Annotated in this window: 2 protein-coding genes; one reads left to right on the forward strand and one right to left on the reverse strand. The window is 66.3% G+C overall.

Features of this window, described 5'->3' with window-relative positions:
* Positions 1 to 187: hypothetical protein (locus tag ACLP4W_RS08460; protein ID WP_442385694.1), on the reverse strand; the 187-nt coding region annotated here is incomplete at its 3' end.
* Between the two features lie 188 nt (positions 188 to 375).
* On the opposite strand from ACLP4W_RS08460, the gene ACLP4W_RS08465 reads away from it, so the two are divergent.
* On the forward strand, positions 376 to 3549 hold the full coding sequence (locus ACLP4W_RS08465; protein WP_442385695.1) for an AAA family ATPase: 3174 nt from the start codon (positions 376 to 378) through the stop codon (positions 3547 to 3549).
* The last annotated feature ends 367 nt before the right edge of the window (positions 3550 to 3916 follow it).

The following is a 3916-nucleotide window of genomic DNA, read 5'->3' on the forward strand; positions in this document are numbered from 1 at the left end:
CGTCGCCGGTGTGCTTGAACAGCCAGCCGCCCTGCACCTCGATCGCCTTGCGCAACACCTCGTCATGGGCGGCCAGCGCCACCCGCATCGCGTCGGCGTCGGTCTCCCACCGACGGGTCGAACCCTCCACATCGCTGAACAGGAACGTCACCACACCCGAAGGTGCGGCCGCCGGGGGAGCGGACACCCCCGCAGAATCTCACAACAGACGCGCTCATACCTGCCACATCGGCGGAATCCGGTTCAGACACCGAGGCCCGAGGCGCGGTGTAGCGCCCTACCGGTTGGCCGGATCGCGGCGGCAATATGACACATGCTGGCTGGCCAGCGGTGACACGATAGTGACGTGGAACGACAGTGGGCTGGCCGCGTGACATGACGGCGGCAGCCTTGGTGTGCGGGTCGTGCGGTACTGAGCTGCCGCCGACTTCGAAGTTCTGTAACGAGTGCGGTGCGGCGGTTGCGACTGCCACGACACCGGCCGAGTACAAGCAGGTGACGGTCCTGTTCGCCGATGTGGTGCATTCGATGGACATCGCGGCGGCCGTCGGGCCAGAGCGGCTGCGCGAGATCATGGCCGAGCTCGCCGACCACTGTGCGGTAGTGGTGCAGCGGTACGGCGGAACAGTGGACAAGTTCACCGGTGACGGGATCATGGCGGTGTTCGGTGCGCCGGTGGCGTTGGAGGACCACGCCGTTCGTGCCTGTCTGGCGACCTTGGGCGTTCAGGAGGAGGCCAAGCGGCTTGCTGTAACCGTGCGAGAGCGCGACGGTGTGGAGCTGCAGTTGCGCGTGGGACTTAACTCCGGTGAGGTGATCGCCGGTGAGATCGGTTCGGGGCCTTTCGGTTACACCGCCGTCGGCGAGCAAGTCGGCATGGCCCAACGGATGGAATCGGTGGCACCGCCGGGTGGGGTGATGCTCAGCGCCTCGACCGCACGACTGGTTGAGGGGGCGGCGAATCTCGGCGACGCTGAGTTGGTTCAGATCAAGGGTGCCGACGCGCCGGTGCCTGCCCGGCGGCTGTTGAGTATGGGGGAACGGCCTGCTGTCGGGCGTGCTGAGTCGAATCTGGTCGGTCGGCGCTGGGAGATGTCCGCCGTCGAAGGCTTGCTGGACCGCGCAGTCGATGGCCATGGCGCTGTGGTTGAAGTGGTCGGACCACCCGGCATCGGCAAGAGCCGTCTGGTGCGTGACGTGGCGGCAATCGCTGCTGGGCGCGAAGTGGAGGTGTTCAGCGCCTACTGCGAATCGCACGCCAGCGACGTTCCCTTCCACCTCGTGGCGCGGCTGCTGCGCGCAGCCATCGGTGTGCGCGGCCTGGACGGCCCGGCCGCTCGTAACCGAGTGCGCTCCCGGGTGCCGGATGCAGACCCCGAGGACGTGCTGCTCTTCCATGACTTGTTGGGCATCGCCGAACCCGATGTCGAGCTACCCAAGATCGATCCCGATGCCCGGCGGCGGCGGTTGACCGCGCTGGTCAACACCGCCTCATTGGCCCGCCACACCCCAACGGTCTACGTCATCGAAGACGCGCACTGGATCGATGAGGTCAGCGAGTCCATGCTGGCCGCGTTCTTCACAGTGATCCCGCAGACACCCTCGCTGGTGCTTATTACCTACCGCCCCGAATACCGGGGCACGTTGAGCCGGGTGCCCGGTGCTCAGAGCATCGCCCTTGCCCCGCTGAGCGATTCGGAAACCGCAGCCCTGGTTTCGGAGCTGCTGGGGTCGGATTCCTCGGTTGGCGCACTGGGCCAGAAGATCGCTGAGCGGGCCGCCGGAAACCCGTTCTTCGCGGAGGAGATCGTTCGCGACCTGGCCGAGCGCGGGGTCCTACGGGGCAACCGCAGCGCCTACGAACTGACCGCCGATGCCGCCCAGGTCAGCGTGCCACCCACCTTGCAGGCGACCATCGCCGCCCGCATCGACCGACTTGATCCGGCGGCCAAGCAGACGTTGAGCGCAGCCGCTGTCATCGGCACGAAGTTCAGCCGGGGCCTCCTCGAAACGCTGGGCATTGATCCAGTCCTAGAGGACCTGGTGAGAGGCGAGTTCATCGATCAGATCACATTTACTCGGCAACCCGAGTATGTGTTCCATCATCCACTGGTCCGCACCGTGGCCTACGAGTCGCAGCTCAAATCGGATCGCGCCGAGCTGCACCGGCGCGTCGCGGCCGCGATTGAAGCACGTGACCCGCCAACAGGCGAGGAGAACGCGGCGCTGATCGCCGAACATCTGGAAGCCGCTGGTGATTCGTACGCCGCCTACGGCTGGCACATGCGCGCGGCAACGTGGGCGACCAACCGCGATATCACCGCAGCATGGCTGAGCTGGGAGCGCGCTACGCGGATCGCCGACGCCCTACCCGCCGAGGACCCCAACCGAGCAGCCACGCGCATCGCCCCTCGCACCATGTTGTGCGGCAGCGCCTGGCGAGTCCATGAACATGTGGCCGGTGACCGTTTCGATGAGTTGCGCGAGTTGTGCACCGCCGCCGGGGACAAGGCGTCACTGGCCATCGGCATGGCTGGGCTGGTGATGGATCACGCGCTCGAGGACCGGCTACGCGAGGCGTCGCAGCTGGCATCCGAAGCCATGGCCCTCATCGAGTCCATCGGCGATCCGACCCTGACGGTGGGGCTGTCCTTCCCCCTGGCTACTGCCAAAGGTGAGAGTGGCGAGTGGCCTGACGTGCTGCGGTGGTCACAGCGGGTTATCGACCTGGCCGACGGTGATCCCTCTAAAGGCAACTTCATTCTCGGGTCCCCCTTGGCGTTGGCCTTGACGACGCGGGCTATCGCCCGTTATCAGCTGGGTCGCCCCGGATGGCGCGACGACCAGCGGCACGCCCCTGCCATGGCCCGCAGCGCCGACCCCATGTCACACGCCACGGTCGTCGCCTACGTCTACTTCACGGCAATACCGGCTGGCGTGCTGAGGCCCGACGATGCCGCGGTGCGCGAGATCGATGATGCCCTACGGATTGCCGAACGATCCGGTGACGACCTCGCGTTGGCCATGGCCCAGATCACGCTGGGCGTAGCTCTGGTACACCGCCGCACGGCTGCGGATCGTGACCGCGGACACAAGCTGCTGGCCGAGGTCCGCGACGTGTTCCTGTGCCAGGGACACAACCTGAGCGTGTTACCGGTGCTCGAGGTGTACGTGGCGCGTGAGCGGGCTCGGCGTGGAGATCACGATGACGCTGTACCGCTCGCGCGCGCCGCCGTCGACCATCTGTTCCGCGGGGGACGGCTGCTGGGGTGGGGCGTTGCTGCGACAGGTGTTCTCGTGGAGACACTGCTGGATCGCGGGGCCGAGGGTGACGTGGTCGAAGCCAACGCCGCGATTGAGCGGTTGGCAGCCGCGCCCGCCGATGAGGGTTTGGTGATACGCGAGATCTGGCTGCTGCGGCAGCGGGCGCTACTAGCACGGGCTCACGGCGACGACGGTGCTTACTCGCACTTTCGGGACCGCTACCGCGACATGGCGAGAACGCTTGGCTACGAGGGGCATATCGCGTGGGCCGAGGCGATGCTGTGACGGCGGTCGTTCTTGCGTCGGCCATCATGGCGCTGCTCGTTTGGAACTCGAAGCTGTAGCACGCGGTCCTTCTTACGCTGGGACTGTTTTGCCTGGGGGGACCCCAAACGCGACCATGCGCGGACACCCCGTGCAAAGCCGCTCCTCTCTCCAGCGAAAATCCGTTCGGGACTTAACATTTGCAATTGCAATTCGCTCTAGGCCGAAGTTACGGCAGCTGAAATAGGTGAATCCCGGGGGGACCTGGGGATTGGCTGGTTTCGTGGGGTGGTTGTTCTGGCTACGCGGCGGCGGTGAGCGGTATCGGGGTGTCGAGCAGGTCGAAGGCGCGGCGTTGGTCGGCGGTGGGGTCGGCGAGCACGGACAC

It is taken from the genome of Mycobacterium sp. (genome assembly GCF_052145595.1).
In the GTDB taxonomy this organism is placed as follows: domain Bacteria; phylum Actinomycetota; class Actinomycetes; order Mycobacteriales; family Mycobacteriaceae; genus Mycobacterium.

What these genes read in the sequence shown, in the direction of transcription:
- ACLP4W_RS08465 (WP_442385695.1), top strand. Translation starts at nt 376, where the DNA reads ATGACGGCGGCAGCCTTGGTGTGCGGGTCGTGCGGTACTGAGCTGCCG.